This is a genomic window from Embleya sp. L77, from assembly GCF_055557415.1.
This window is the reverse complement of sequence record NZ_CM145709.1, coordinates 2,650,871-2,677,335: the sequence shown is the minus strand read 5'-3', so window position 1 is coordinate 2,677,335 and position 26,465 is coordinate 2,650,871. Positions and strand designations below refer to the sequence as shown.

The window sequence follows — 26,465 nt, the reverse complement described above, 5'->3', positions numbered from 1 at the left end:
CGCCGTCGAGTGTCGCCCCCGACGCCCTCTCATGCCCAGGAGACCTTGCGGTGAGCGTCGTGCTGATCCTCGTCGTGGCCGCGCCGCTGCTCGGCGCCGCCCTGCTCCTGCTGCCCGGGATGGCGGATCGCACGGCCCGGCTGGTCGGCGTCGGCGCGAGCGCGGCGACCCTGGTCGGTGCCGTGGTGCTCGCGTGCGGTTTCGACCGCGGACGCGGGATGCAGTTCGAGACCGACGCGTCCTGGGCGCCCTCGCTGGGCCTGCGCTTCCACCTCGGCATCGACGGCATCTCGCTGCCGTTGCTGCTGCTCACCGCGCTGCTCACGCTGCTGGTCGCCGTGCACAGCCTGTGGAACATTCCGCCCGGCGGCGACTCGCGCGCGTTCGTCGCGCTGTTCCTGCTCCTGGAGACCGGCACGCTGGGCACCTTCGCGGCGCTCGACCTGATCCTGTTCTTCCTCTTCTTCGAGGTCGTACTGGTCCCGATGTACTTCCTCATCAACCGCTGGGGGAGTCCGGGCGAACGCGGCCCGGCCTCGTACAAGTTCATCCTGTACACGCTGCTCGGCTCGGCCGTGATGCTGCTCGGTTTCCTGCTGATCCAGGCGAAGACCGGCACCTTCGACATGGTCGAACTCGCCGACCGGCACGGCGCGGGCATGTCGCACGGCGTCCAGGTGCTGGCGTTCCTGGCGATCGGCCTGGGCCTGGCGGTCAAGGTGCCGATGTGGCCGCTGCACACCTGGCTGCCGGACGCGCACACCGCCGCGCCGACGGCCGGCTCCGTGCTGCTGGCCGGCGTCCTGCTCAAGATGGGCACGTACGGCCTGATCCGGATCGCGGTGCCGATGTTGCCGGAGGGCGCCGAGACGTTCGCGCCGTATCTGGCCGCGTTCGGCGTGGTCGGCATCGTGTACGGCTCGCTGGTGTGCCTGGCGCTGCTGCGCGACCCGGACGGCGACCTCAAGCGCATCATCGCCTACTCCTCGGTGGGCCACATGGGCTTCGCCCTCCTGGGCATCGCGACGCTGACCCCGCAGGGCATCAACGGCGCGCTGTTCGTCAACATCGGCCACGGCCTGATCACCGGCCTGCTGTTCTTCCTGGCCGGCGCGGTCAAGGACCGGCACGGCACCGCCCTGCTCGGCCGACTCGGCGGCGGGATGTACGGACGCACACCCCGCCTCGGCGCGCTCGTCGCGTTCGGCGCGGTGGCCGGACTCGGGCTGCCCGGACTGGCCGGCTTCTGGGGCGAACTGCTCGCGATGTACGGCGCGTACGAGCCCGCGGCCGGGTTGTCCACCGGCGGCTACCGGACCTTCCTGGCCCTGGCCGGCCTGGGCACCGTGCTGACCGCGGCCTACATGCTCGGCCTGGTCCGCCGGTTGTGCATGGGCCCCGCGGGAGAGGCCCCGACCGGTCGCCCGGAGGTCGACGTGACCGGCCGCGAAGTCGTGGTGTGGACCCCGCTCGTCGCGCTGACCCTGCTCGCCGGACTGTGGCCGGCCACCGTGCTCGCGATCACCGACCCGGCCGTGCGTGCCCTCATGGGAGGCAGCTGACATGCCGTTCGACGTCCAGTCGATCGACTGGCTCGCGATCGGGCCGGTGGTCGCCGTCGCGGTCGCCGCGCTCGTGGTGCTGCTCGCGGACCTGTTCCTGGAGGGCCCGCGCAAGGCCGTGCTGCCCTGGCTCACGCTGGCCGGACTCGGCACGGCACTGGTGCTGTTGGTGCCGCTGCGCACGGACGACTCCGACGCGCGCGGCACGTTCTGCTCGCCGTCGGGCTGCTCGTACGTGGTCACCGACCTGACCCTGGTGCTCCAGTTGGTGCTGCTCGGCTCGGCGGTCGTGGTCGTGCTGTTGTCGATGCCGATGTTGTCGACGCCGAGGACCGGGCCGACCGAGGACGGCGAGGAGGGCGCCGAGAGCGACGAGAGCGAGGTGCCCGGCGGCGAGTACCAGTTCCTGCTGCTGTCCTCGGTGACCGGCGCGGTCGCCCTGGCCGGCGCGCGTGACCTGCTGACCCTGGTGGTCGCCCTGGAGACGTTGTCGCTGCCCGCGTTCGCGCTGGTGGGCCTGCGTCGGGACGGCCCGGGCGGCGAGGCCGCACTGAAGTTCTTCCTGCTGTCCGTGGCCGCCACGGCGGTGATGTTGTTCGGCGTGAGCCTGGTCTACGGCAGCACCGGCAGCGTGCACCTGGCCAGGATCGCGGGCGACCTGGAGCACCTGGACCCGCGGTTGACCACGGTCGCCGCGACCGGCGCGGTGCTGACCATGGTCGGATTCGCCTTCAAGGTCGCGGCGGTGCCGTTCCATTTCTGGGTGCCGGACACCTATCGCGGCGCGCCGATCCCGGTCGCCGCCTACCTCTCCGTGGTCTCCAAGACCGCCGGATTCGCCGGACTGCTGCTGGTCGCCGGCATCGCGTTCCGGCCGTACGCGCACATCTGGGGTCCGGCGCTCGCGGTACTCGCCGCGGTGACGATGACCGCCGGCAACGTGGCGGCACTGCGACAGACCGACGCGGTGCGCCTGTTGGCGTGGTCCTCGATCGCCCAGTCGGGTTACGTGCTGGTCCCGTTCGGGACCGCCGCCGGGCACGGCGAGGACCTGGCCGACACGCTGCCCGCGTCGGTCGCCTACCTCGCGGTGTACGCGGTGATGAACCTGGGCGCGTTCGCGGTGGTGACCCTGGTGACGCGCGAGCGCGGCGGCCTGGTCTCGGATCACCGCGCGCTGTTCCGCTCGCGTCCGGTCGGCGCCGCGGCGATGGCCTTCTTCCTGCTGTGCCTGGCCGGCATCCCGCCGGGTCTGGCCGGACTGTTCGCGAAGGTGACCGTGTTCCAGGCGGTGATCGACTCCGGCACCGGCTGGCTGGCGGTGGTGATGGCGGTCAACGTGGTGATCGCCCTGTACTACTACCTGGCCTGGACCGCGCAGCTGTTCGCCCCCGCCGTGCCGGGGTTGCCGAGCCCGTCCGGCGGCGCGTCCGGCCCGGGCGGCGGGCCGGACGGTGGTCTCCTCGGCGCCGCCCGGACACCGGCTCCGGTGGTTGCCGCGCTGGTGCTCACCGGGGCGCTCGGGGTGCTGCTCTCGGTCGCTCCGCAGGTGGTGCTGCACGTGCTCACGGTGCCGGGTCTGCTCGGCTGACCTGCGGTTCCGGTCCCGGGGCGGGGGTTGCGGCGGGGGGTTACGCCCGCTCCGGGAGGGAACTCTGCGAGGCGTTGTCCCGTTGCGAAAGAAGAGACAACGGGCAGAGGGCGACAACCCGGCGGATACCCCGCACGGGCCCGCATTGTCACCCCTGGGACGCTTGCGAGAGGACTCTGCCGTGCACGGCCAGCACAACGGACTGAAGACCGCCGTACTGCTCGGCGGCATGTCGGCGCTCATCCTGGTCGTCGGCAGCTTCTTCGGTCGGACCGGGTTGATCATCGCCCTGTTCGTGGCCCTGGCCACGAACGGCTACGCCTACTTCAACAGCGACAAGATCGCGCTGCGCTCGATGCGCGCGCGCCCGGTCAGCGAGGCGGAGAACCCCGAGCTGTACCGGATCGTGCGCGAGCTCTCCAACGACGCCCGGCAGCCGATGCCGCGCCTGTACATCTCGCCCACCGAGGCCCCCAACGCGTTCGCCACCGGCCGCAACCCGCGCAACGCGGCGGTGTGCTGCACGACCGGCATCCTGCGCATCCTGGACGCGCGCGAGCTGCGCGGGGTGATCGGACACGAGCTGTCGCACGTCTACAACCGGGACATCCTGATCTCGTCGGTGGCCGGTGCGCTGGCGAGCGTGATCATGTTCCTGGTCAACTTCGCGTGGCTGATCCCGTTCGGCCGCAGCAACGACGACGACGGCCCGGGCCTGTTCGGCATGCTGGCCATCATGATCCTGGGGCCGTTGGCGGCGGGTGTCATCCAGTTGGCGGTCAGTCGTTCGCGTGAATACCAGGCGGACGCCTCCGGGGCCCGGCTCACCGGCGACCCGATGGCGTTGGCAAGCGCGCTGCGCAAGCTGGACGCGGGCACCCAGGCGCTGCCGCTGCCGCCGGAGCCGAAGTTGCAGACCACGAGCTCGCTGATGATCGCCAACCCGTTCCGGCGCGGCGCGGGCGGGATGAGCAAGCTGTTCTCGACGCACCCGCCGATGGCGGACCGGATCGCCCGGCTCGAGGCGATGGCGGGGCACTGAGGCTCGGGGTGGGTCGGTCCGGTTCCGGGCGGCCCGTGCGGCTCGGGGTGGGTCGGTCCGGTTCCGGGCGGCCCGTGCGGCTCGGGGTGGGCCGGCGCGTTTGGGACCGGCGTGGTTCGGCCAGGTGGGTTTTGCTCCCGCCGTCAGTCCTGCGGGGGACGTCATCGGGCGCGGGGCGGGGTAGAACGAGTCCGTGAAAACTGTCCTGAACATCATTTGGCTCGTGTTCTCCGGCCTGTGGCTGGCCATCGGCTACGCCATCGCCGGCATCGTCTGCTTTCTGTTGTTCTTCCTCGTCGTGACCATCCCGCTGGGCATCGCATCATGGCGGATCGCGGTCTACGCCCTGTGGCCGTTCGGCCGCCGGGTGGAGTGGCGGCGCGACGCGGGTGCCGGGTCGATGCTCGGCAACATCCTGTGGATCGTGCTGTTCGGCTGGTGGCTGGCGCTCGCGCACCTGGTCACCGGCCTGATCCTGTGCATCACCATCATCGGCATCCCGCTGGGGCTGGCGAACTTCAAGCTCATCCCGGTCTCGCTCACCCCGCTGGGCCGCGAGATCGTCTCGACCGACGACCCGATGCACGTGGGCGTCTGAGCAGGCGGACGGAGCGACGGGCTCGGTGCCGGTCGGTCGGGTGCCGGTCGGTCGGGATGCTCGCCGGTCGAGGTGCTCGCCGGTCGGGATCACGGCCGCCCAGCGGCCGGCCGCTGGGCCCGGACAGGCCAATCGCGTGATCTCGTACGAGGGAGACCCGGGCCAACCGCTGTAGCCGCGCTCCCGGTGTGTCGATATGTCCCGGTAGGCCCGGGTAGAGGCACTACACCCCATACCGGGAAGCAGACCCACACCGGGAAGCGCGGAGGTTGCCGTGGCGGCGACGGTCAGTGTCATCGTTCCGACCCGCGACCGCACGGCCCTGCTGGCCGATGCCCTGCGCAGCGTGGCCCTCCAGGGCATGCGGGACATCGAGGTCGTCGTGGTCAACGACGGCGGCGCGGACGTCGCGGGCGTGCTGCCGCTGGGCGTCCGGGGGATGACCGTGCGGCTGCTCTCCTTCCCGCGCTCGCGCGGCCCGGCGGCGGCGCGCAACGCCGGCCTGGAGATCGCCACCGGGCGATTCGTCGCCTTCCTCGACGACGACGACATGTACCTGCCCGGCCACCTGGACCGGGCCCTGGCCGCGCTGGAGAGCACCGGCTCGGACGCGATCTACGCGGACTGCATCCTCAGCGGCGACCGGGCGAAGCCGGGTGAGACACCGGGCAGCCCGTACCACTACGACTTCCCCTACGACCCGGACATGCTCTCGGTGGCCAACTTCGTACCCACCACCGCCGTGGTCGCGCGCAATCCCGCGCACACCGCGCCCGCGTCCTGGTTCCGCTTCGACCCCGAATTGCCGCTCCTGGTCGACTGGTCGTTGTGGCTGCGCCTGGTGCACGACCGGGGCTGGTCGTTCGCCCGGTTGTCCCAGCCCGGCGTGGTCTACCACCGGGAACCCGTCGACTCGCGCCTGTCCGGCGGCGCGGCGGCCCAACTCGACTCGCTGGACCGGTACGAGGACACCTACCGCACGATCGTCGCCCGCTGGCCCGTGCCGCCCACCGGCCGCGTGGCGCGCTTCCGCCGACACGCCCTGACCATGTTCGCGATCGCCCGGGAACAACTCTCCACCGGCGCCCACCTGGCCCCGTTCGCCTACGAGGACGCCCTCCGCGTCCTGCACGCGGGCTTCACCGGCCGCCTGGAGGAGGACACCGTCCCCACTCGCCTGTCCGCAGCCCTGACCGGCGCCGACACCCCGACCATCGACGCCTGCGGACCACTGGTGGAGCGGGTGCAGCAGTAGGGCCCGGCGGCCCGGTGGTCGGGCGGCCGCGTGGTCGGGGGTACGTGGCCGGTCGCGGGCCCGGCCGTCCTCGGGAGCGGCCGTCGGTGGCCGTGGTGGCCGTCGCGGCCGGCGGCGGAACGCGGCATGCACAGCCGGGCAGCGGCATACCCGCACGGCATACCCGAAGGGCACAGCGAGGACCCTGGACCACCGTCGCCGGCGATCCGTCCTCGCTGTGCCCTCGAACCCGGGTACCCCCGAGCCCGCCGCCGCCGCGCCGCCGCGCGTGGCCGCAGGCCGACGGCCTCGGTCAGCGGTAGTTCACGAACTGGAGCGCGAAGTCCAGGTCCTTGCCCTTGAGCAACGCGATGACCTCCTGGAGGTCGTCCCGGTTCTTGGACGAGACCCGCAGCTCCTCGCCCTGGATCTGCGCCTTGACGCCCTTGGGCCCCTCGTCGCGGATGATCTTGGAGACCTTCTTCGCGTTCTCCTGGGAGATCCCCTCCTGGATCGACGCGAAGATCTTGTACTCCTTGCCGGACGCCTTCGGCTCACCGGCGTCGAGCGACTTGAGCGAGATGCTGCGCTTGATCAGCTTGCCCTGGAACACGTCGAGGATCGCGTTCACACGCTCCTCGGAGTTGGCGCGCATCTCGATCTGCTCGCCGGTCCAGCCGATGTGCGCGCCGACGTTCTTGAAGTCGAACCGCTGCGCGATCTCCTTCGAGGTCTGGTTCAGCGCGTTGTCGACCTCCTGACGGTCGACCTTGGACACGATGTCGAAAGAGGAGTCAGCCAAGGCTCGGAATCGCTTTCTGTGGGAACTGAGTGGGAGGGAAGGCAACCCCTCCAGCCTAGAGCGTCCCCCATCACCCCGACTCCGACCGCGCCCCACCCACCCGATCCGATACCGAGTGGCGAAGCACCCCGGGTGGTCCGCTATTGTTGTCCCGTCGCGCCGCAAGGCGCACACGGCGGGTTGCCCGAGTGGCCAAAGGGAGCAGACTGTAAATCTGCCGGTGTATGCCTACGTTGGTTCGAACCCAACACCCGCCACATCGAAACAAGAGCCCCTGACCAGCGGAAACGCGGTCAGGGGCTCTTGTCATTCGAGCGGTCGGGTCGATGCTCGAAAAGTACGGCTTGTCTCACTTTGTACCAGCATGTTGCGGGTGTGGATCAGCCGCTGAGGAACATGCGTGGAATTTTCTCCGGCCTCCAGAGGGCCGGACTGGGTTATCCGTGGCGTGTCACGACTCGTCTGTCCGCCACCTCCTCATGGCTTCCGAGATGCTCCGATTGGCCTGTTCGGCGACCCCCGGCAGGCACTTCGCGTACACGCGCAGCAGCACGTTCACGCTGTGCCCCGCCCGCCGGGCGACTTCCGTCGGGTCGACGCCGGAGTTGAGCCACAGCGACACGCATGCGTGTCGCAGGTCGTACGGCCGCTTCGCGAGCGGCGAGTCCACCTGTTCGGGCTTGAGGGTGGCCACACGAGCCCGTCGCCACACCTCGCCGTACCCGCTTTCCTGGACCATGCCGCCGCGGGCGGTCCGGAACAGGCGCCCGTCCGGGGCGGTGCCGTAGGCGTAGACGTGCCACCGGAGCATGGCGACCAGCTCCGGTGGTATCGGGACCGGGCGCGTTGCGTTCTTTGCACGGCCCTTGAGCGTGCGCTTGTCGTGGGTCTTCCCGTCGTCGGTCCACGCGGACCCCACCCGAGGGCGCGACTCCCGCAGGTTCAGGACGCCCCATCCGCGCTTGGGCAGCTTGCAATCCTTCTTCATCAGCCACACGACTTCCGCCGGGCGCATTCCGGCGTGATACATGCACCCGAAGAAAGCGGCCAGGTGCCTTCCGCGGGCGCTCTCCCCATACACGGCCGCGAGCAGCACATCGGCCTGGCGTGGGTTGACGACGCTCTCGGGCTCGACCTGCTCGGAGTTCTTCGGGGCGGTCCACTGGATGGTGTCGAGCGGGTTGGCCGGCAGGCGCCGGGTCTCGACGGCGAAGCCCAAGGCGTTGTGGAAGATTGCCCGTTTGCGCTGAACGGTGGAGGGAGCGGTGGAGCCACCGTCGAGCCGCTTCGTAAACGCGGCCAGCACCTTGCGCATGACGATCGCGTCATCCAGGGCGCTCATCGGAAGCGCGTGCTTCTTCACCCATCGCAGGGTCTCGACCACCTCGGCCGGAGCGTCCTCGCTCCACCGGTTCACGTTGAACGCCCACCCGTAAAGCGCGAGCCGTAGCGCTTCCGGCGTCGGCTTGCGCCTGGCGGTGGAGACGAGTACCGGTGTTGCGGTTGCGAGAGCATCCGCCAACGTCGTTCGCGTCTTCGCAGGCGACCCGGTCCACTTCATCTCGATGTAGTCGCGAGCGTGGGCGTACCAGGTGACGTCATCCAGGGCCCGAGCCTCGGGCATCGGCAGTCCGCTGATCTCATCGAACGCCGTGCCGTTCTGGACGAAAGTCATGAGCTGGGCACGCCTGTTGTCCGCGAGTCCCTTGCTCTTGTAGGTCTTGGAGCAGGGGTTGCCGCCGACCTTCCAGCGGACCTCGTACGTTGTGCCTTTAGCGCGCTCATGGACGCGCAGTTCCCAGATGCGAACCTTGAATGATGGCTTGAGCAAGCTGACATCCTCATGGAAGGACCCGGCCCGGTAACCCGGACCGGGCCGCAGCGATGGTGGGGGTCGGTCGATTAGTCGTTCAGGGACGCCCACCAGGCGTCCACGTCCGCGCGGCGGAACCTGAGCTGACCATTCGGGAGCTTCTTGGACTTCGGCGCTTCTCCCTTGGCGCGCATCCGATAGAACGAGGCGCGCGAGATCTCCAGCTCCTTCAGGACAGCGGGCAACTTCAACGTCGTCGGTCGACTCACCGGTGCACTCCTGTGGCTACTGACTCCGGCGGCACTCCTGATCACGGGCTCGCCGGTGGGTGACGGTCTCGGCGTCCCCACCCGGGAGTCCGCTACATCCGCTACATCCGCTACAGCGCAGGTCAGGGCCCTGTTTTCTGTAGCGGATGTGCTCGATGTAGCGGATGCGTGCCGCTACATCCGCCGGTCGGGGCTGTAGCGCGTAGCGGCTGAGTAGCAGAGATGTAGCGGCTGATTTCGAGCTATCCGCTACCGCGTTTCCGCAGGTCGGGTGGGGTTTTGAAGATCATGTAGCGGATGTAGCGGACTTTTCGGGGGGTGGGGGGCAGTACCGCGTCCATGCGTCCTGGAGATCGGCTGCGTAGTAGCCCTTCACGACCGTGCCGGACGCAGTCCTGATGTTCCGCGCGACGATGGGCGTGTTGTCGGCCGTTACGTAGTCGCGCAGCCACTTGGCGAGGCTGCGCGAGTCCAGGGGACGGCCGTTGACGTCGCCCCAGGGAGCGTCGTCCTTGGCGACGAGTTCAGCGAGGACGGCGACGGTGGGCACGCGGTCCGCGCCGTTGAACACGTGGTCGCGCAGGTCGGTCAGCAGCCGGATTCCGAGGGAACCCTTGTCGTTGGCCTTGGACGCTTCGACCAGTTCGACGCATGCCTTGCGGGCGCGTTCGGGCCAGTGACCACCGACGGCATCGGCGACGGCGAGCAGGGGTTCCCACACGTCCGCAGGCCGGTCGGTGACCCCTTCCGGCAGGTCGGGCCATGCTCCGGCGACGCGTTCGCGCACGGTGTCGGCCCACTTGGCGAGGCGGTCGCGCAGCGCGTTGCCCTCGGGGGTGTGGATGCGGGCGCGGAATGGGGTTACGTGCTCGTTCGGTGCGCGGCGGCGCATGCGCACGATGACCGAGCGGGTCAGGATCGTGTCCGGCAGGGAGCCGAGCCCGGCGACGGCGACGGCGCAGTACGAGGGGAATGCGACCACGGTTTGGTTCGATCCGTCGCCGACGCACCGGTAGGTGACGCCGGAGCGGCGGTGTCCTGCGTTGATCCAGCCGCGTAGTTCCTCGTTGTCCCCGGCCTTGGGGCCGAACACGGTGTCGATCTCGTCGAAGAGGATGGTCGGCGTGCTCTCCCCGGCCGAGACGGCGCGGAACAGCGCGGCAGCGGACGCGTTGACCGCGGGCATCGGGTTGGGCACCAGGGTTTCCACGATCTCCAGCGCGCGGGTCTTGCCGCTGCCCGGTTCGGGCGACAGGAACGCCATGCGGGGTGTGGAGTCGAAGCAGTCGAGCAGGTGCGCGTGAGCGTCCCACAACGCCACGGCGACGAAAGCCGATTCGACCGGGAAGACGTTGAAGCGCCGGTGGAATGCTTCGACTTCGTCCAGCAGCGCCGCGCCTTCCCCTCCCGGTTCGGGGACGGAGGGGCTGCTCTTAAGGGTGGAGGTCCGGATGCTCATGCGGCCCTCGTGACGTTGTGGGCGATCGACCAGTTCAGTGCGCTGGTGATGGCCGGGACGCTCTCTCGCTCAGTCAGGCCGGCCACCGATGCCCCCGCCTTAAGAGCGTCTTCGACCTCGCCGCGCGGCAGGTCGCCGGATGCCACGAACCGGCCCAGCGCCCGCGCGGCCCGTACGAGAGTTGCGTTACGCATGCCTTCCGGGGCACCGGTGACGTTCGCGGTCTCGTTGCGCAACGCGGCAGCGGCGTACCCGGACGCGTGGTGGGCGAGCGGGATCGCCACCGGGCCGCGCACGATCGGCGCGGGCCGCAGACGTTCGAGCAGCCATGAGGGGAGCGGCGCCGGTGGGGTGTCGTTGACGACGCGGTACGAGGAAGTGCCCGTGACGCTGCCGGGGGCGACGACGTATCCGCCGTGCGCGCGGGTGTCGATCTTCCACCCCAGCTTGCCGGTGCTGTTGCGCAGCTCGATTGCGTCGGGTGCGAGGAAGTACAGGTGTTGGCCGCCGCTCGCGGTGGCGACGGTGAACGTGTCGCCGGGGTAGGGCTGTTCGGCCTGGGCGGCGAGCAGGTAGAGCACGTCGAACCCGTCGGCGGCCTCCTGCTCGGCCCACTCGGCGGGCGGGACGTCGGTGTCGGACTTGGGCTTGTCGAGGTCGACCACGACCAGCCCGGACGGGCCGGTGGCGATGCCGACGTTGTACCGGCCGTGGTCCCAGCAGCGTGCGATGCGGTCCGGGTCGGTGGTTGCCCGGTGCTCCCAGTCGCGCACCATGGGCGGCTTCTTGCTGCCGGGCGTGATGGGGAAGACGCTCCAACCGCGCGCGGCGAGCGTGAGCGCGGTGGCCTTCAACGGGTTGTCGACGGTCACCGACGGCCGGGCATCCTGCCGGGCCGGGCCGGACAGGGAGGTGGGTGCGTGGGTGGGGCAGAAGTAGCCGTGCATGTAGCGGCGCATCCCCTCGGTCGCCGGGCACGGGTCGGCCGACCAGCGCGAGCAGACCGCGGCGCGCTTGGTCGGCGGGTTCGGGAGGGAGCGGTTCGAGTGGGCATGGGTCATGCTGGTTGTCTCCTGCTTCCTGATCGGTGCGGGAGCCCGGGGCGACCGGCGACTTGGCGGTAGACGGTCGCCCCGGGGCGGGTCTAGAACGGCGGTTCGTTGCTGTACTCGGTGTGCGGGCGGCGCCCGTACGGGATGCGGATGCGCGGCCCGTCGTTGCACGAGCAGGCGACCATGTCGGGGTCTTCCGGGTGGGTGGCGCTGCGTTCCCACCAGCCGCCTTCGCCGAAGCAGTCGGGGCAGTTGGGGTTCGCGCCCCGTTCGATATGGACGGCGCGGCGCTCGCGGTAGATGAACCAGCGGCGGATGCGCATGCGGTGTGGTCTCCGTTCAGCCGATGGCGGAGGCGAACGCGTCGACGGCGCCCGCGACGAACGTTCCGGTGGAGTTGCTGAGCGAGGCGGCGAACGCGGTCCCGGAGAGGTTGACTCCGGCGACGAACAAGCAGAACCCGGCGAGCTTGGGCGCCTTGTTCGAGGCAAGCAGGGCGAACGCGGCGGCGAGCAGGATGATCGGCAGGCCGATGGTCACGGTGGATCCACCGGCGGCGAGAGTGGTCATGGTCGGTCTCCTGACGGGTGGTCGGAGCGCGGTTCAGCGGGTGCCGTCGGCGCGGAGCCGACGTGCGTGGTTGTGGATGCGGCGGCCGATCCGCAGCCGGGCACCGGTGCCCTTGCAGCGGCGGCACGGCTTGCGGATGCTGCGGCGCTTGGGCCTGCTCGGCGTGCCGTTCGCGGCGCGGCGCTTGTCCAGCCAAGAGATGTGGTTACCGGTGCCGTCGCAGCGTCGGCACGGGCCGAACGGCGAGACGAAGCACAACAGGCTGTAACCGAGAGCGAAGGCGGCGATGGCCGCTGCGACGAGCATCGTGAGGGTCACGAGGTGCCTCCCAGAGGTGTTTTCGCTGGTTCCGGGCATGGCGGTGCTAGGGACTAGTGCTCTGGTCAGTGCGGGGATGGGTCGCTAGCGGGGTCGCTAGGTCTAGCAGGCGCGCCCGCTAGACCTAGCGACGAATCCGGGTCAGTCTCCGGCGCGATTTCCGTCACGCTTCGTGACAGCGGCGGCGATGTCGTCGCGGGTGATGCCGCGCCGGTTCGCGCCCTTGCCGCCCTCGGTCGTGGTGCCCCAGACCTGACCGGTGGCGACGCCGAACGGCTTGAGTGCGGTGGTCAGTTGCGCGGGCTTGGCCTTGACGTCGAGCGTGGCCCACGGACCGTAGACGTCGGGCCGCAGCTCGGCGAGCCGGTCGACCACCACGTCGTTCCACACCTTCGACTCGTGCGGTCCGACGACGGCGAGGATGTCGCCGAGCAGGTCGTGAGCCGGTACGCGTTCGGTGTCGCCGGTCTCTCCGATGGCGTGCCCGGCGAGGGTTCCGGCGGTGATGCGTGCGGCGCGGGCGCGTTCGCAGATCAGCTCTGCGGCCGGTCCGTCGATGTAGAACGAACGCGTGATCTGGGCTTCGGTGGCGTGGCCCACCAGGTAGCCGATGCCCTTGTCGTTCGCGGTGAACGTCGTCGCCCGAAGCCCGTTCTTGTAGGCCGACGTGCCCAACACCATGTCGTTCTCGGTCTGGCCCATGACCCGCAGGCAGAACCGGATGCCGACGTTCGCCGACACCCCGGTCGGCAGCGAGTCCTTGTCCGGGCGCTGAGTGGCGAGCACGAGCATCACGCCGAGCGCCGGGCCGCGCTTGATGATCGCGACCGACAGCGTCTCGGCTTCCCCACCGAACTTCGGGTGAGAGAACAGCTCTTGGCACTCGTCAATGGAGAACACCAACGGGTGCAACCGGAGCGACTTCCGCGCGGAGAGTTCGGGCGTGACCTTGTTCTCGGGGCACACGTCCTTGGGCAGGCCCCGGATCACCTTCGCCCGGCGCTCAAGCTCCTTGTACACGTACCGCAGGTTCTCCACGCACCGTTCAAGGGTCTCGTCGTCCGGGCCCGACCCGTAGGTCTGGGCGACCTTCTCCAGCGCGGACAGGTCGCCGGTGCCCTTGAGTTCCCACACGTGCAGCTCGGCGAGCACGTCCAGCGCGGCGGCGAGCAGCACGACCCGCAGCGCGAACGTCTTCCCGAACCGGGGCATCGCGCCGATGAGCAGGTTGGCGAACATCAGCGTGAACGCGATCGTGCGCCCGCGCTGGTCCGCGCCGAACGGGATCGACTTGAACAACGAAGTCGCGCCCGACGCTGCGAGCGGCCACACGGCGGGCGGGGCCTGCGACATGTCCTGATCGCCGACCCACAACACCAGCCGTCCGGCGTGCTGGTCGTGCGCGGGTTCGGGCCACACGCAGCCCATCGGGCGGCGCAGGCCGGACGCGAGCCGGTCGCGGCGCTCGATGATGTCGACGGCGGTCACGCCGTACGGCAGGTCGATGTCCGCGCGCCACCCGGGCCCGTCGCGGGTGATCGGGGCGACGAACGCGCGCGGACCCCAGCCCTTGGCCACGGCCTTGTTGATCTCGGCGATGCCGAGCGCGCCGAGCGCCCGCAGCACCATCCCACTGGACAGCTTCTCGGCTTGCGGCTTGACCACCGCCGGACCGATCACCGGCCGATCCTCCGGCGCGCCGGCCCACCCCAACCCGGCGACCACGCCGAGCAGGGTGACCACCAGGGCCCACGTGGGTCCGGCGAGCAGCAGTGCGGTGAACAGCAATCCTGCGGAGAGGACGGCCGCGGTGAGGATGGTGCCGCGCAGCTTCACTTTTCCGTCGCGGTGCTTGGCGAGCTTGAGGTACTCGGCGGCGTCCGCCTTGCGGACCGCTTCGGCGCGGACCGGGCGCCCGTCGGCGTCGGACACCCACCGCAGCGCGCCACCCACCAGACGCGCGGCGCCGAGCGGGGAGCGCAGCGCGAGCGTCCCGGCGTACACCGGGGTGCGCACCGCGTGGAACGCCAGCACGTGCTTGTAGTGAGCGAGCACCCACCGCGTCTGCTCACGCAACGCTTCACGCGAGCGCAGCCACGCGGGCAGGACGTCCCGGCGCTGTTCGCCCCGGACCGATTCGCTCCACGTGGGCTGCGACCGGCCCGGCGGGTCGACCGGCACCAGGTCGCCATTGTCGTCGTCGTGCTCGGCGTCGGTTTCCTCGGTGCGGTCGCGGTGGATCTCGGCGTCGGGGTCGACGGCGGTCTCACGCGGGAACGGGATCACCTCGCCGCCGGGCGGGGTGTCGTCGTCGCGGTCGGGTTCGTGGTCCTCGAAGTCGGGACCGTCGAAGGTGTCGTGCGTCATGCTGAACCTCTCCTCTTAAGAGTGGAGAGCGGGCACCGGCGAAAGCTGCCAGGCGAGAGCCGGTGCCCGCACGATCAAGCGGTGGCGCTGTACTCGAAGCCGTCCGCGCACGGCACGCACGCGCCGAGCCGGACGGAAATCACGTAGGTCTGCTCGATGCGGCAGGCGGGGCAGGTGCGGCGGGCGCGCATCGCGGCGGCAAGCGCCCGGTAACGGCCGACGGTCATCGGCCGGACCGGTCGGGCGCGGTCGACGCGGTACAGGTACGCGACCCGCAGGCCACGCGCCCGGGACTGCCACATCAGTTGTGCGGTCGGTTCCTGACCGCCGGGCCGCAGCCCTTCGGCGCGCAGCTGACGGCGCGTCATCAGCCCGTCCGGTGCTGCCCGCCACGGGTAGGTGGGTGTGCCGTAGCGGGCGCCGGTCGGGTCCCAGAACCGCGCCCGGAACCGGGCCATCAGCTCTCGGCCGCAGCGCCGGGGTCGACCACCAGGTGCAGCCCGGCAGCCGTGCGCTCGGCGAGCAGCGCATCCCGCAACGTCCGACCGTTCGCCGACGACGTGCGCACCGCCTTGCGGACCGCCTCACCCGTCAGTCGGTCGACCGGCCACCCGGCCGTCAACTTCCTCGCCTGTGCGAGTAGTTCGTCAGTCGAGCGGGTGCGGCTGGTCGACTTCGCGGCAGCCGGGACTTTGCCGGTTGCCCTGCGCGAACGCGCACCGGTCGACCGACTCGCACCCGACTCGGCCGTGTCTTTTTGCGTAGAAATGTGCTGATCAGGGGTCGACTGCTCTCCCTGAGTCGGCTCGGTCGAGTGGACCTTGCCGAGCAGTTCGGCGACCGGCCGAGCCGAGTCGAACGCGAGGATCAGCGCATCCCGAACCGCCTGATCGGAGTCGAGCACCGACCCGCCCGGCGCCATGTCGGCAAGCGTCGCGGTCGGGATCTGGACCACCGACAACGCGACCGGTTCACCACCCGACTCGGGCGCGGCGGCGAGCAGTTCGCCCACTCGCCGAACCGCCTTGTGGTGACGCTTGAGCGTTCGTCGGGTCACCCCCGGGTCGGCCCCGTGTACGGCCCTCCACGCGATGATCCACGCCGCGTCCTCTGTGAGACCGGGCACGGACGCGAGCAGGTCGCGCATGCGTCGGCTCACCCGACGGAACCGCGTCTTGCGGTACAACTCGGCGCGCAACTGGGCTCCGGTCTTGCCGCCCGTGTGCTCGGTCCGGCTGTGTGCGTAGGACTCCCAGAGCAGTACGCCGAGCATGGACGCGATGCCGAGCACGATCGCGAGCGGAACGCTCCGGTGGATCGTATGGGCGACGTTCAGAGCAGCGGCGGCGAGCGCCGAGCCCCACGTGATCGCTCGGTAGAGCCCGGTGGGACGACCGTCCTCGATCGCCCGGGAAGCCATCGCCGCGCCTGCCCACGCCGCGCCCTCGGACATCGCCGTCACCAGCACCGCGAGCGCCGGGTGCATGCCGAGAGCGAGATAGAACGACATCTGCGCGGGCCACGCCGTGCCCACCGACGCGACCATGATGGCGGTGACCATCACGAAGTCGCGCCGGGTGAGCACCGCCTCGAACCGCTTGCGCCACCGGCGGTTGCGCTCCGCGCGGGCGGACGCTTTGTCCTGCTCGGCGCCCGCACGCTCGGCCCGCTCGGCGTCGCGCTGAACCGCGGCGATCCGCGCTGCGGCTTCCGCCTGCTTGAGCGCCGATTCGGCCTGAACTGCCTGCGCTCCGGCCTGCGCTTCGGCGACCTTGGCCTTGTCGAGCTGACGGCCGGCGCGCATCGAGTAGACGGTGTCGGTCACGACGTCACCCCCGTGACGATCAGGGCGGCGACGAACAGCCACCCGATGTGCCAGGACTGATCGAGCAGGTACGGCGCCTGCGGATCGCGCTCCCACCACGTGCCCTTGCCGACCCGACGGGCCAGCTTGGCGAGGGTGTGCCTGCGGTCCGCCCACCAGTGCGACAACGCGTCGACCACCAGGCCGACGACCACCGCGAACGGGTTCAACGGCAACGCGAACACCAGCCACACCGCGGCGAGGAACACCACCTTGACCAGCGTCAACGACACGACGTGTCGCGCGGCCCAGTAGCGGCCCGACCAACCGGCCGCACCCTTGCCCAGCGCTTCCCGATCCGTCTGCACCCAGTGGTCACCCACCATGTGCGCGGCGTGCAGCGCGAACCCGACGGCGGCGAACGTGCCCGGATCGGCGCTCACGCGGCCCACCGCCGAGCCACGAAACGACGACTCGGCATGACCAGCACCCGCGCCGACTCGCACAACAGCCGCTCGGCGTACTCGGCCAACTCGGGCTCCTCGCGCCGCAGCGCGGTCAGGATGTCGCACGCGGCGTCGACCCGGGCCGCCCGCTCCTCGGCGGACTCCCCGTCGACTCCGAGGAACAGTTCCGGGTCGACGCCCAGCGCCAACTCGGTGAACTCGAAGCTCGTCACGGCCAAACGGCCGTTCACAATGGTTCTCACGGTCGTACTCCCCACATCGGAGTTGCGACCCACGGGGCGCCCGCCTTCCGCCAAGTCCGCGGGCGCCCCGGCACACATCGGTGTGCCCCGTCTTGAGAGACGAGTGGCCGTGACCCCCGACGCGCGTGTTCGTACCGCGCATCGAGGACCAAAAGCACTCGTTTCGATCCATTCGTCACACTGTTGAGTTCTCAAGGACCGAGCTGTCCCGGCACTTACGGGCGTACGGGCCGAAGCCGTCTTCCCTGGCAGGTCGCGAGGTTGATCGGTGGAACAGGTCCGGGCTTGCGCCCGTTCTCAGAGAGTGCTCTTAGAGCACTAAGAGCGTCAAGTAGTTCTCTGAAGATTCTTTGACGGGTGTGGTGGACTTGGAGCTACAGGTACCTACAAGGGGGACTGACGTGTCCGGAAGCGACGAAGCCGCCTACAGGCGGATCGCCACGGAGCTGAGCGCTCGTATCGCTCGCGGAACGTACCGGCCGGACGACCGGCTGCCGTCGCTCGCGGAACTTCAGACCGAGTTCCAGGTGAGCAACACCGTGATCAAGAACGCGCTTGCGATCTTGCGCAACGAGAACCTGATCGTGGGTCGACAGGGCAAGGGCGTTTTCGTTCGATCTGATGTCGTTCCCGGAGCGGTTCCGATGCCGGTCGACGTGACCGTGCTGGCTGCCCAGGTCGCGCAGTTGCAAGAGCAGGTCGGCATCCTGGCGGCGCGGGTCGCCGTCCTCGAAGACTCGGCTTCCTGACGTCTACGGCTGGGATGAGCCGCATCCCGAGCACATGCGCCCGCTGCTTGTCGTGATCGGGGGGAGGCTACTACCGCAGTTGCCGCACATCGGGCTTCTCCTTGAGTCGCTCTCGGCTGACATCACCAATACAACCGCTACTTACGGCAACTCTCCATCACTCATAGCTAATCGAGCGGACTAAACGAGCTTTCAACGAGTAGCTACACGGTTAGTTCGGCGATCTCCATCGGCCGATCATGCTTCTTATGATCGGTCTGACTGAAGCCTAGGAGGGGCAGTGACTCGGGGTCGAGAAGGCTGGAATTCTGAAGCCTTACGCAAAGCGCGGGAAGCATTGGGCCTGACTCAGGAAGATGTCGGCCAGGAGATACGCGATATCTCCGAGCGCAACCGCTGGAACTTGGCAGCCAACTTCCAGACCCTCTCGGCTCATGAAACGGGCCGATCGTACCCAGGGCCGCATTATCGGCGTGCCTACTGTCTCCTCTACAAGGCGACTGAACCGCAGCTCGGGTTCAGGAATCCACTGCCGATGGAGGAAGCACCGATGCCGGACTCGCGGCATGAAATCCCGCCCACGGATCCTGATGAACGGGCGATTGAGTCAGCGCTGAGCATGGTTAAGGCTGGTGTTCCGGAAGTATCCCTGTCCGAGCTAAGAGGTCACGTGCTCGGCTCGTGGCGGCGGCGGAGAGGGCTTTCGACGCAGGAACGGTCCACGACTCTGACCATGGTCGGCGGCTATGCAGGTTCAGGGAAATCGGAGCTGGCCAGATTTCTCGGCACGCTCACGGGTTGGTCGATTCTCGACAAGGATTCGCTTACGCGGCCGATGGTCGAGCAGTTGCTAACGGCCCTCGGTGCCGATCCGTACGATAGGCATTCGAGCCTTTACGCCGAGCGAGTCAAGCCACACGAGTATCGGTGCCTCATGGAATCTGCTTGGGATAACCTGGACTGCGGGATATCGGTGATCCTGGATGCGCCATTCGTGGCGCAATTCTCGGACCCGGATTGGATGCGGCGGGTTTTCAACAAGTGCCGATCCAAGCGTGTCACACCGCTGATTATCTGGGTTGAGTGTGATCCCGACTCGATGTACGAGTACGTCCAGTTCAGGGATGCGCCCCGGGATGCGTGGAAGCTTCAGAACTGGGATGTCTACTCTGCGGGAGTCGATCCGGAAATGCGTCCCGCCGGCCCGCACTTCCTTGTGGACAACCGGCATGGGGCGGCTGTTTCGCTTGCGGATCGTGCCCGCGACGCTCTCATGGGAGGAGGTCGGTGGTGAACCCGTCCGCCGTGGTCCTCTACGGCCCGCCCGCATCCGGCAAGGACACGGTCACGGCAGCCCTGTCCCGAGCGGACGCGTCGTTCGTCCACTTCCGGCGGCTGAAAGCCGGACCGGGCAGGTCGTCCGGATACCGCATGACGGACCCGCAAACATTGGCTGACCTGCGGCGGGATGGACTGATCGTCCACAGCAACCGGCGCTATGAGGCCGAGTACGCGACGGATACACCCGAGCTTGACCGACTCACGGTGCAGGGGCGGATTCCCGTGGTTCACGTGGGGCAGGTCGAGGCGCTCTCTGCGCTCGCGGCGTACCCAGCCCACTGGACCCGGGTTCTGCTTTGGTGCCCTCAAGAGGTCACGGCCAAGCGTTCTGCCAACCGGGGTGATGCCGATAGCGACGCTCGACTGAAGGTATGGGCGGAGACCTACGTGGACCTCGAAGCGCACCGCAACGTGCTGTGGTCTGTGATCGTGCGGACCGACCGCACAACGCCGGACGAATCCGCCGCACTGATTCGGCAGGCCGTGAGTGACAAGGCGCCGGACCGGTTCACCTCTGCCCACCTGCTCCAAGAGGCCACATGACCACGATCGGAGTTCTTCACCCAGGCAGCATGGGTGCGGCGGTTGCGGGAGAGCTGAGCAGCCGCGGGATTACCGTCCTGTGGTGTCCCACGGACCGTAGCGCGGCGACCAAAGCTCGGGCGGCCAAGTTCGGTCTTGAGCCCGTGGAGGAACTCGGCGAGTTGCTCGACCGCAGCACATACGTGATCTCACTTTGCCCACCCGGAGCGGCGGAAGCCGTGGCCCACTCGGTCGCCGAACGGCGGTACATCGGGCTGTACGTAGAGGCGAACGCAGTGAGCCCAGGCCGCATGGAGCGCATGGCCGCACTCCTCACCGCGGGAGGAGCCACCGTGGTAGATGGGGGCGTCGTTGGGTCACCGCCGTCCGAGACCCGATCGCCGCGCCTCTACTTGTCCGGTGCAGGGGAGAACGTGGCTCGCGTCGTGGGGCTGTTCGTCGATACCCGGGTGCAGGCGAAGAGTCTTCCCGGCGGGATCGGCCAGGCGTCCGGCTTGAAGCTGTCGTTCGCGAGCTACCAGAAGGCGAGCAGGGCTCTAGCCGCCGTGGCCCACGCGTTGGCAGACGAATACGGGGTCGGGGCTGAGCTTCTGGACATCGCCGAGCACCACTCGGGGCGGCACCTTGCCGACCTCGATTACACCGCCGACGTGGCCGCCAAGGCATGGCGGTGGGAGACGGAGATGAGAGAGGTTGCCGCAGCTCTAACCGCGGTTGGCCTGCCTGCCGAGATGGCACTTGGCGCCGCTGAGGTTCTCTCCCGATGGGCAACAGCGAAAGGTGCCGAACTTGACCCGGTCGAGGCGATCAAGCAGCTACGGAGCATCCCGTAGGGTTCACGCGTCAGCGCTCACAGCTGTGCAGTAGTCGGTGTCGAACTCCGCGGAAAGCTGATGAGAAGCCCCCTGTTGCGAACGACGGCGAGCAGGTTGTCCGAACATGGGCGGCTCACAGACTTGTGGGTCCCCCATGGGAGGGTGGGCTCAGCGTGTGATCCTCTTGGGGAAGTAGGTTCGCGAATGGGCGCGTTGCTGCGTGTTGGCCAAGTCTTTCGGTACGCATCTGGGAAGGACGCTTCAGAGCCGGTCGTTGGAGGCTTTCCGAATTTCTGGAATGCCACCACGACGATCGGAGCCAAAGGAGCGCAGCTGGAAAAGGGCATCAACCCCATCGCGGAGGTGCGTACCCAGGGTGCAATGCGCCGACCGGCAGTCCTCATCAGGGCCAGTCCATGGAAGGCCGGTAGCAACCAAACTCCTTGGCACGATGTGTTGGACCTTGAACACGGTCACGTTCGCTACTTCGGCGACCACAAGCATGGGCTGACTCAACCGACCGGTACCACACAGGGCAACGCAGCCCTGCTGAAGGCGTTTGACCGGCACCGGGCACCGACGAGAGATCAGCGCGTGTCGGCCGAACCGCTGCTGGTCTTCCAGAGCGTCACACGCGGCAAGAGCCCAAAGGGCCACGTCGAGTTTTGCGGTTTGGGACTCATCGAACGCGTGGAACGCGTCGTCCAGTGGGGCGGCGCCGACCGTGAAACGTTCGTGAACTACGTCTACGACTTGGCCATGCTCGACCTATGCGACGAAGGGGATCAGCTCGACTGGGCCTGGATAGACGCGCGTCGTGATCCCACGCAGTCGCCCGAGGAGACGTTGACTGCCGCTCCGCGGGCGTGGCGCGACTGGGTCAGAGACGGTCATGCAGCTCTACCGAAGCTTCGACGTCGCGTTGCTCGGTCGCGGGTCGTCAAGGTGAAGGATCAAAAGCCACGGCCAGGCACCTCTGAGGCCAAGGATCTAGACACGATCTACCACCACTTCGACGGGCGAAAGCATGACTTCGAGGCTGTCGCATCTGCCGTGGCAGCGCGTGTCCTCGGTGTTGGCGCGTCCTATCGGCAGGGATGGCTCACCCGCCGATCGGGCGATGGAGGCGCCGACTTCGTTGGCCGACTCGATGTAGGCCGAGGACTTGCAGGTACAAGCCTCGTAGTCCTCGGTCAGGCGAAGTGCATCAAGCCGGACAGCTCCGTCAGCGCTGACCAGATCGCCCGGGTCGTCGCTCGTTTGCGTCGCGGGTGGATCGGCGTTTTCGTCACAACCGGATCCTTCTCGGACGCAGCTCAACTTGAGATGGTCGAGGATCAGTACCCGATTGCGCTTGTCAACGGGCTTGATCTTGCTCGTGAGATTCGGACGATGGCCAACGAGGACCATCACAGCGATCTGGTTGCCTGCTTGGAGCACATCCTCCAGATGCAGGGAGCGGGCGGCGCGGTCATAACGGAACGGCGGCCTGAGGAGATTCTCCTCCTGTAACCGTGCTCCATGCCGCCGCGGCAGCATGCTTGCTGATCATGTGGAACGGCTGCGGAATGGATTGCCATTTTCGTCGTTCGCAGCATGCCCTTGGCTGGTCACGTGGGTGCAGACGTGGCCCGTTGGTCTCGCTGTAAATCTGCCGGTGTATGCCTACGTTGGTTCGAACCCAACACCCGCCACACCGTGAAAGACGGCTTCTGACCAGAGGTTTTGGTCAGGGGCCGTTTTTTGTTGCGTGGATTCGGGTGTGCGGCGTTGGGCTTCTCGGGGTGCTTGGGGCGGGGCGGCGCCTCGTAGGTGTGTCCCGGGGCCCGGAGGGTCGCGGGTCGTCGGGCCGCGCATCCGGTGCGTCCGACCGGTCGGCCAGGATGGAACCACGACTACCGGCGGATGTACGGGGGAGCGGATGAGCGTGAGCGGCGACGACGAACCGGTATCGCAGGAGCTGATCGACTATTGCGCGAACCTGCCGGGAGTACTGGTGGGCGCCTCGGTGCTGCTGCGGGATCGGCACGGCGGGCTCGTGGTGGTGGAGCCCAACTACAAGCCCGGCCTGGATCTGCCCGGCGGGATGGCCGAGCCGGGGGAGGCCCCGCACGAGGCCGCCGGGCGCGAGCTGCGGGAGGAGTTGGGCCTCGAACTCACCGTCGGCCGGCTGCTCGCGGTGTCCGCGACGACGTCCGGGACGTGGGGGCGGGTCGTACTGGATTTCCTCTTCGACGGGCCGACGCTGACCGACGAGCAGGTCGCGGCGCTGGCCCCGGCCGATGCGGAACTGGACGCGGTGTACGTGCTCACCCCCGACCAGGCGCTGCCGCGCTTTCCGGGGCGGACTCGGCGGCGGGTCTCGGTGGCGTTGGAGGCGTATGCGTCGGGGGCCTGCCTGTACATGGTCGACGGGCGTGAGTACCGGCCGGCGAAGAAGCGGGTGTGGCACGAGGACGAGCCGATCCCGGCCGGCACTCCGGTGGGTCGGGCGGCGGGATGGCTGTTCGATCCCGAGGGGCGGGTCCTGCTGGTCGGTGACCCGGACGGCGGGTACGCGCTGCCCGGCGGCGGCGCCGAGCCCGAGGACGCGGACGCGCTGGCGACCCTGACGCGCGAGGTCGCGGAGGAGGCCAACGCGGTGCTCGGGAAGACCACCCACGTGGGCTATCTGTCCGACCCGGACGGCGGCGACGTCAGGTCCCGCAGCGCCGCGCGGATCGCCGCACTCGGCCCGCTCGCCCCCGACCCGGCCACGGGCTGGTCGTGGAGCCGTGTCCTGGTCACCCCGCGCCGGGCCGTCGAGCTCCTCGGCGACGGCTACCAAGCGCGTCTGCCGCAGGCACTCGCCGCCCAGCGGATCGCCCACGAGCGCCTCGGCGTCCCGATCCTCGACGACGACAGCCGAGTCGACGTTCCCCCGGAAGGCGTCACCTTCGAGTAGCCGAGCGAGTGGGCCCCGAACGTACGGCGGCCGACACGCGATTCGAGCCGGACCCGACCCACCACCGCCCGAAGGGGCACCACCCGAAGCCGCCGAGCCCACCGCACGGACGACCACGAATCCGCAAGGTCCGGGAGGCGGAGGCCGGCGGCCGAGCCTCACGAACCCGGCCGCGGCGTGCGGTGCGCGAGCCCGGTGGCCCGAGGACCGAACCGGTCGCCTCGGAGGGAGTGCGAGTTCGCCGCCCGGGACCGGCAACCGGGCGACGGCGCCCAGCCGCGCGGCGTGCGGCCCGTCCGGTGTCGGCCGCTCGCGCTTCGTGGAGGCGAGCAGCACAACCGGACTCGCGGACCACCCCAAACGACGGCGAGCCCTTTGCCCGTGCTCGCCGCGCTCGCCGTGCTCGCCGTAGGGGTCGTTCGGCTTGCGTGCTAGAGCGGGTGGTTCAGGTGGTGGGTCAGGTTTCCGACGTAGTCGGTGATCATGTGGCGTCGGGTGAACCGCCATGTTCCGTCGGCCCGTTCGAAGGTGTCGTGGTAGCGGCCGGTGAAGATCGGCTGGAGGGGGAAGTCGGGCAGGGATTGGAAGACCGTCACGTAGCTGCGGCACGTGCCGGTGCCCGCTTCGTCGTCCACATCCAGGACCAGGTTCGTGGTCACGTGCCGGGTGTGCGGTGTGCCGTTGTCGGGATAGCGGCGCGTCCACGCCTCGAACATCGCGCGTGCCGCCGCCGCGCCGGCCACCTCCGGACCCTGGCCCTCGGAGGTGATCACCGCGTGTGCGAACAACTCGCCCACGCCCACGTAGTCGCCGGCGTCGATGCGCTCGGCGTACAGCCCGATCAGATTCGGAATCGCGTGGTAACCGGACGGCATGAAGGTGGCCTCCCGACCTCTCGACGGAGCGCCCCCGCGGCACGGCCGGCCGGCGGCCTCCGCGAAGCAAGCAACGAAGCAAGCAATGCAGGACCGGCCGACGGTAACTGACATGGCGTCAGATGTCTTCGGCGCAGACGGCCGATCCCCCGATGCCCACCCCGGCCGCGCCCGTCACCGCCGCCGACCGCCCGTAACCCCGGCGGGGAGCGCGCCTGTCACCACCGCCGACTGCCCGTAACCCCGGCGGGGAGCGCACCCGTCACCCTTGCCGACGTCCCCTCACTCCCCGCCGTCCACCCCGACCGCGCCCCGGATGTCCTTCGTCAACTCCAGCAACTCCGCCTCGCGGTCCGCCCGCTCCCGCGGCCACCCCGCCGCGTCCGGTCGGGTCTGCCACGGATGCGGCCCGTGCAACGGCCGGTACTCCACGCCCAACGCGTCCAGCCGAGCCAGATGCCCCGACGTCAATCGCGCCACGAAGTCGGCGAAGTCACCCGACCCAGGCCCAGACTCCGATTCCGACTCCGACCGCGACCCAGGCCCCGACTCCGACCCCGACCACACCGCCTCCGCGAACGCGCACAATCTCGGAAAGGCCATGTAGTCGATCCGCCGCACCGAGTCCATGTGCTCGGTCCAGATCTGCGCCTGCCCACCCAGCACCCGCGCGCCATCCTCGGCGGACAACGCCGACGGCACCGGCCGGAACGCGTACACGTCCGCCAGCGTCAGCAGCGGCCCGACCGGAATCGGCTCGTCCGCGCCCTCGTCCTGGCGGTAGTCGAGGTACACCGAGGTGTCCGGACACGCCACCACGTCGAACCCGGCCCGGGCCGCCGCGATCGTGCCGTGCTCTCCGCGCCAGCCGCCGATCAGCGCATTCGAGGGCACCGCCGCGCCGCCCGCCAACACCTCGTCCCAGCCGAACAGCACCCGCCCGTGCGCGGCCAGCATCCCGGCCAACTCGGCCACGAACCAGCCGCCGAGCGAGCTCGGGTCGGGATGACCCATCCGCTCCCACGGCCCGGTCGGCACCTCGTCGCCGCCCACGCACACATACCGGGACGGGAAGATCGCGCACACCTCGGCCAGCACGTCGCGGCAGAAGCCCAGCGCCTCCTCGGTCGGCGCGAGCACCCCGTCGGACAACCCGCCCCACCGGGTGCGCACCCCCTCCACCGGCACCGCGCCGAGCGACGGGTAGGCCGCCACCGCCGCCTGCACGTGTGCCGGCAGGTCGATCTCGGGCACCACGGTGATGTGCCGATCCGCCGCGTACGCGACGATCTCGCGCAGGTCGTCGCCCGTGTAGTAGCCGCCGTGCGGTCGCTCGTCGAACGTCTCGTGTTGCCGCGATCCGCGCATGCTGCCCGTGCGCCACGCGCCCACCGAGGTCAGCCGGGGCCACCCCGGCACCTCGATCCGCCAGCCCTGGTCATCGGTCAGGTGCAGGTGCAGCACGTTCAACCGGTGCACCGCCATCAGGTCCACGAAGCGCAGCACGTCCTGCTTGGGCAGGAAGTGCCGGGCCACGTCCAGCATCACGCCGCGCCAGCCGAAGGCCGGCTCGTCCTCGATCACGCACACCGGCAGCGACCACTCGGCCGTGCGCACCCGCGCGCGCCGGAACGCGTCCGCCGGCAGCAGTTGGCGCAGCGTCTGCAGGCCGGCGAACACCCCGGCCGCCGAGCCGCCGCGCAGTTCGACCGCCGAGGTGGTGACCTCCAACCGGTACCCCTCGGCCGGCAGCGCGTCCGGGTCGAGCAGCAGCGCGATGCCCGGACCGGGAGCCAGGAGGCATCCGGTCGCCGGGCCGAGCGCGCCGCGCAGCCACGCGGCCTCGGCGGCCAGCTCCGGCGGATGGGTCACCCCCGTGGCCGCCGTCAGCACGAACGCGCCCGCCCCCGGGACGACCCGAGCGGGCCGCGGCACCACGGACACCGCCGCCGCCGAGGCCGAGGACAACGAGGACGAGGAGGACGACGAGGAGGTGGTCATCAGGGAA

Annotated in this window: 26 protein-coding genes and 1 tRNA gene; 12 read left to right on the top strand and 15 right to left on the bottom strand. The window is 69.3% G+C overall.

Annotated features, from left to right (window positions below; all coding sequences use genetic code 11):
• Positions 1-50: 50 nt before the first annotated feature.
• The 5 genes from ACZOOI_RS11095 to ACZOOI_RS11075 all read left to right on the top strand — a co-directional run bounded on the left by ACZOOI_RS11095 (position 51) and on the right by ACZOOI_RS11075 (position 6,048).
• Positions 51-1,562: a complex I subunit 4 family protein gene (locus ACZOOI_RS11095; protein ID WP_465280509.1), complete on the top strand. Its 1,512-nt coding sequence runs from the start codon at positions 51-53 to the stop codon at positions 1,560-1,562.
• Position 1,563: 1 nt separating this feature from the next.
• The gene (locus ACZOOI_RS11090; RefSeq protein WP_465280508.1) at positions 1,564-3,153 is read left to right on the top strand and encodes an NADH-quinone oxidoreductase subunit N; all 1,590 of its coding nucleotides are present in this window, start codon (positions 1,564-1,566) and stop codon (positions 3,151-3,153) included.
• A 181-nt stretch (positions 3,154-3,334) separates the two neighbouring features.
• Entirely contained in the window at positions 3,335-4,195 is an 861-nt protein-coding gene (gene htpX, locus ACZOOI_RS11085) for a zinc metalloprotease HtpX (RefSeq protein ID WP_465280507.1), read from the top strand.
• Positions 4,196-4,388: 193 nt separating this feature from the next.
• Positions 4,389-4,793: a YccF domain-containing protein gene (locus tag ACZOOI_RS11080; RefSeq protein ID WP_391585428.1), complete on the top strand. Its 405-nt coding sequence runs from the start codon at positions 4,389-4,391 to the stop codon at positions 4,791-4,793.
• A 274-nt stretch (positions 4,794-5,067) separates the two neighbouring features.
• Positions 5,068-6,048 carry a glycosyltransferase family 2 protein gene (locus tag ACZOOI_RS11075; RefSeq protein ID WP_465280506.1) on the top strand — a complete coding sequence of 327 codons (981 nt, stop codon included), beginning with the start codon at positions 5,068-5,070 and terminating at the stop codon, positions 6,046-6,048.
• A gap of 292 nt (positions 6,049-6,340) precedes the next feature.
• Here ACZOOI_RS11075 and ACZOOI_RS11070 read toward each other — a convergent pair whose 3' ends face one another.
• Complete coding sequence (locus ACZOOI_RS11070; RefSeq protein ID WP_026217952.1) at positions 6,341-6,829, bottom strand: YajQ family cyclic di-GMP-binding protein; 489 nt, start codon at positions 6,827-6,829, stop codon at positions 6,341-6,343.
• 174 nt (positions 6,830-7,003) lie between these two features.
• Between ACZOOI_RS11070 and ACZOOI_RS11065 the strand changes: the two genes are divergently transcribed.
• Positions 7,004-7,086, top strand: a tRNA-Tyr gene (locus tag ACZOOI_RS11065).
• 194 nt (positions 7,087-7,280) lie between these two features.
• Here the strand turns inward: ACZOOI_RS11065 and ACZOOI_RS11060 are convergent.
• The 12 genes from ACZOOI_RS11060 to ACZOOI_RS11005 form a co-directional block, all read right to left on the bottom strand.
• Positions 7,281-8,753: a tyrosine-type recombinase/integrase gene (locus ACZOOI_RS11060; RefSeq protein ID WP_465280505.1), complete on the bottom strand. Its 1,473-nt coding sequence runs from the start codon at positions 8,751-8,753 to the stop codon at positions 7,281-7,283.
• Positions 8,732-8,911, bottom strand: coding sequence for a helix-turn-helix transcriptional regulator (locus tag ACZOOI_RS11055; RefSeq protein ID WP_465280504.1), 180 nt, complete (start codon positions 8,909-8,911; stop codon positions 8,732-8,734). The genes ACZOOI_RS11060 and ACZOOI_RS11055 overlap by 22 nt, the downstream gene beginning before the upstream one ends.
• A 286-nt stretch (positions 8,912-9,197) precedes the next feature.
• Positions 9,198-10,370, bottom strand: coding sequence for a DUF3631 domain-containing protein (locus ACZOOI_RS11050; protein WP_465280503.1), 1,173 nt, complete (start codon positions 10,368-10,370; stop codon positions 9,198-9,200).
• Positions 10,367-11,431 carry a bifunctional DNA primase/polymerase gene (locus tag ACZOOI_RS11045; RefSeq protein WP_465280502.1) on the bottom strand — a complete coding sequence of 355 codons (1,065 nt, stop codon included), beginning with the start codon at positions 11,429-11,431 and terminating at the stop codon, positions 10,367-10,369. The genes ACZOOI_RS11050 and ACZOOI_RS11045 overlap by 4 nt, the downstream gene beginning before the upstream one ends.
• A gap of 83 nt (positions 11,432-11,514) precedes the next feature.
• Positions 11,515-11,745, bottom strand: a complete 231-nt coding sequence (locus ACZOOI_RS11040) for a hypothetical protein (RefSeq protein WP_465280501.1) — start codon at positions 11,743-11,745, stop codon at positions 11,515-11,517.
• A 16-nt stretch (positions 11,746-11,761) separates the two neighbouring features.
• Positions 11,762-11,992, bottom strand: a complete 231-nt coding sequence (locus tag ACZOOI_RS11035) for a hypothetical protein (protein WP_465280500.1) — start codon at positions 11,990-11,992, stop codon at positions 11,762-11,764.
• Between the two features lie 33 nt (positions 11,993-12,025).
• The gene (locus ACZOOI_RS11030; RefSeq protein WP_465280499.1) at positions 12,026-12,310 is read right to left on the bottom strand and encodes a hypothetical protein; all 285 of its coding nucleotides are present in this window, start codon (positions 12,308-12,310) and stop codon (positions 12,026-12,028) included.
• A gap of 141 nt (positions 12,311-12,451) precedes the next feature.
• Positions 12,452-14,677 (bottom strand): cell division protein FtsK, encoded by a 2,226-nt coding sequence (locus ACZOOI_RS11025; protein WP_465280498.1) that lies wholly within the window; start codon positions 14,675-14,677, stop codon positions 12,452-12,454.
• Positions 14,678-14,751: 74 nt separating this feature from the next.
• Positions 14,752-15,135 (bottom strand): RRQRL motif-containing zinc-binding protein, encoded by a 384-nt coding sequence (locus tag ACZOOI_RS11020; RefSeq protein WP_465280497.1) that lies wholly within the window; start codon positions 15,133-15,135, stop codon positions 14,752-14,754.
• Positions 15,135-16,502, bottom strand: a complete 1,368-nt coding sequence (locus ACZOOI_RS11015) for a hypothetical protein (RefSeq protein ID WP_465280496.1) — start codon at positions 16,500-16,502, stop codon at positions 15,135-15,137. The genes ACZOOI_RS11020 and ACZOOI_RS11015 overlap by 1 nt, the downstream gene beginning before the upstream one ends.
• On the bottom strand, positions 16,499-16,924 hold the full coding sequence (locus ACZOOI_RS11010) for a DUF3307 domain-containing protein (RefSeq protein ID WP_465280495.1): 426 nt from the start codon (positions 16,922-16,924) through the stop codon (positions 16,499-16,501). The genes ACZOOI_RS11015 and ACZOOI_RS11010 overlap by 4 nt, the downstream gene beginning before the upstream one ends.
• Positions 16,921-17,190 (bottom strand): hypothetical protein, encoded by a 270-nt coding sequence (locus ACZOOI_RS11005; RefSeq protein WP_465280494.1) that lies wholly within the window; start codon positions 17,188-17,190, stop codon positions 16,921-16,923. The genes ACZOOI_RS11010 and ACZOOI_RS11005 overlap by 4 nt, the downstream gene beginning before the upstream one ends.
• Before the next feature lie 401 nt (positions 17,191-17,591).
• Between ACZOOI_RS11005 and ACZOOI_RS11000 the strand changes: the two genes are divergently transcribed.
• The 6 genes from ACZOOI_RS11000 (at position 17,592) to ACZOOI_RS10975 (ending at position 23,582) form a co-directional block, all read left to right on the top strand.
• Positions 17,592-17,939 (top strand): GntR family transcriptional regulator, encoded by a 348-nt coding sequence (locus ACZOOI_RS11000; protein WP_465280493.1) that lies wholly within the window; start codon positions 17,592-17,594, stop codon positions 17,937-17,939.
• A gap of 280 nt (positions 17,940-18,219) precedes the next feature.
• Positions 18,220-19,233 carry an AAA family ATPase gene (locus tag ACZOOI_RS10995; RefSeq protein ID WP_465280492.1) on the top strand — a complete coding sequence of 338 codons (1,014 nt, stop codon included), beginning with the start codon at positions 18,220-18,222 and terminating at the stop codon, positions 19,231-19,233.
• Positions 19,230-19,823: a P-loop NTPase family protein gene (locus ACZOOI_RS10990; protein WP_465280491.1), complete on the top strand. Its 594-nt coding sequence runs from the start codon at positions 19,230-19,232 to the stop codon at positions 19,821-19,823. The genes ACZOOI_RS10995 and ACZOOI_RS10990 overlap by 4 nt, the downstream gene beginning before the upstream one ends.
• Entirely contained in the window at positions 19,820-20,656 is an 837-nt protein-coding gene (locus ACZOOI_RS10985; RefSeq protein ID WP_465280490.1) for an NAD(P)-dependent oxidoreductase, read from the top strand. Before ACZOOI_RS10990 ends, ACZOOI_RS10985 begins: the two co-directional genes overlap by 4 nt.
• Positions 20,657-20,842: 186 nt before the next feature.
• Positions 20,843-22,150, top strand: a complete 1,308-nt coding sequence (locus tag ACZOOI_RS10980; protein ID WP_465280489.1) for a restriction endonuclease — start codon at positions 20,843-20,845, stop codon at positions 22,148-22,150.
• Between the two features lie 415 nt (positions 22,151-22,565).
• Positions 22,566-23,582: an NUDIX hydrolase gene (locus ACZOOI_RS10975; protein WP_465280488.1), complete on the top strand. Its 1,017-nt coding sequence runs from the start codon at positions 22,566-22,568 to the stop codon at positions 23,580-23,582.
• A gap of 431 nt (positions 23,583-24,013) precedes the next feature.
• Here the strand turns inward: ACZOOI_RS10975 and ACZOOI_RS10970 are convergent, their stop codons facing one another.
• Positions 24,014-24,457, bottom strand: coding sequence for a nuclear transport factor 2 family protein (locus ACZOOI_RS10970; RefSeq protein WP_465280487.1), 444 nt, complete (start codon positions 24,455-24,457; stop codon positions 24,014-24,016).
• Positions 24,458-24,739: 282 nt separating this feature from the next.
• Positions 24,740-26,458 carry a beta-N-acetylhexosaminidase gene (locus ACZOOI_RS10965; protein WP_465280486.1) on the bottom strand — a complete coding sequence of 573 codons (1,719 nt, stop codon included), beginning with the start codon at positions 26,456-26,458 and terminating at the stop codon, positions 24,740-24,742.
• Positions 26,459-26,465: the final 7 nt, after the last annotated feature.